This is a genomic window from Burkholderia anthinoferrum (assembly GCF_002925705.1).
In the GTDB taxonomy this organism is placed as follows: Bacteria; Pseudomonadota; Gammaproteobacteria; order Burkholderiales; family Burkholderiaceae; genus Burkholderia; species Burkholderia semiarida.
On the sequence record NZ_LFZP01000034.1, the window covers coordinates 1 to 1,649 of the forward strand.

General features: G+C 65.3%; 1 protein-coding gene. It reads left to right on the plus strand.

All coding sequences use genetic code 11. The features are described from left to right. On the plus strand, positions 1-1,647 hold a 1,647-nt coding region (locus C5F75_RS11595; protein ID WP_181035412.1), incomplete at its 5' end, for an electron transfer flavoprotein-ubiquinone oxidoreductase. Positions 1,648-1,649: the final 2 nt, after the last annotated feature.

Sequence of the window (1,649 nt, forward strand, 5' to 3'; positions counted from 1 at the left end):
TACGGCCCGCGCGAATCGATGGAATACGACGTCGTGATCGTCGGCGGCGGCCCCGCCGGGCTGTCGGCGGCGATCCGGCTCAAGCAGCTGGCCGCCGAGAAAGGCGCCGAGATCGGCGTGTGCGTGCTCGAGAAAGGTTCCGAGATCGGCGCGCACATCCTGTCGGGTGCGGTGATGGACCCGCGCGCGATCACCGAGCTGTTTCCCGACTGGAAGGAACGCGGCGCGCCGCTCGACGTCGAGGTGACGGAAGACCGTTTCCTGTTCCTGTCCGAGAAGAGCGCGGTCACGACGCCGAACTGGGCGCTGCCCGACAACTTCAAGAATCACGGCAACTACGTGATCTCGCTGGGCAACGTCACGCGCTGGCTCGGCCAGCAGGCCGAGGCGCTGGGCGTGGAAATCTTCCCTGGCTTCCCCGCCGCGGAGATCCTCTACAACGACGACGGTTCGGTCAAAGGCGTCGCGACCGGCAACATGGGCGTGGGCAAGGACGGGGAGCCGACCGAGAACTTCCAGCTCGGCATGGAGCTGCACGCGAAGTACACGCTGTTCGCCGAAGGTTGCCGCGGCCACCTCGGCCGCCAGTTGATCGCGAAGTTCAAGCTCGACGCGAACGCGGATCCGCAGGCGTACGGGATCGGCATCAAGGAACTGTGGGAAATCGATCCGGCCAAGCACAAGCCGGGCCTCGTGATCCACACGGCCGGCTGGCCGCTGAAGTCCGATACGTACGGCGGCTCGTTCCTGTATCACATGGACAACAACCAGGTCGTGGTCGGCTTCGTGGTGGGCCTCGGCTACACGAACCCGTACCTGTCGCCGTTCGAGGAATTCCAGCGCTACAAGACGCATCCGTCGATCCGCGCGTTCCTCGAAGGCGGCAAGCGCGTGTCGTACGGCGCGCGCGCGATCACGGCCGGTGGCCTGCTGTCGCTGCCGAAGACGGTGTTCCCGGGCGGCGCGCTGATCGGCGACGACGCGGGCTTTTTGAACGCATCGCGGATCAAGGGCAGCCATGCGGCGATCAAGACCGGGATGCTGGCGGCCGATGCGGCATTCGACGCGGTGCAGGCCGGGCGTCAGTCGGATGAGCTGAACGCGTACCCGGACGCGTTCAAGCAATCGTGGCTGTACACGGAGCTGTACCGCGCGCGCAACTTCAAGCAGTGGATGGCCAAGGGCCTGTATCTGGGCACGCTGATGGTCGGGATCGAGCAGAAGGTGATGGGCGGCAACGTGCCGTGGACGCTGCATCACCAGCACGCTGACCACGAGATGCTGAAGCCGGCGTCGCAGTGCGAGCCGATCGAATATCCGAAGCCGGACGGCAAGCTGACGTTCGATCGCCTCTCGTCGGTGTTCATCTCGAACACGAACCACGAGGAAAACCAGCCGGCGCACCTGACGCTGAAGGACGCGAGCGTGCCGGTGAACGTGAACCTGCGTACGTACGCAGGGCCGGAGGCGCGTTTCTGCCCGGCGGCGGTGTACGAGTTCGTGAAGAACGACGACGGCGGCGATCGGCTCGTGATCAACGCGCAGAACTGCGTGCACTGCAAGACTTGCGACATCAAGGACCCGACGCAGAACATCGTGTGGGTCACGCCCGAAGGCGGCGGCGGGCCGAATTACCCGAACATGTAACG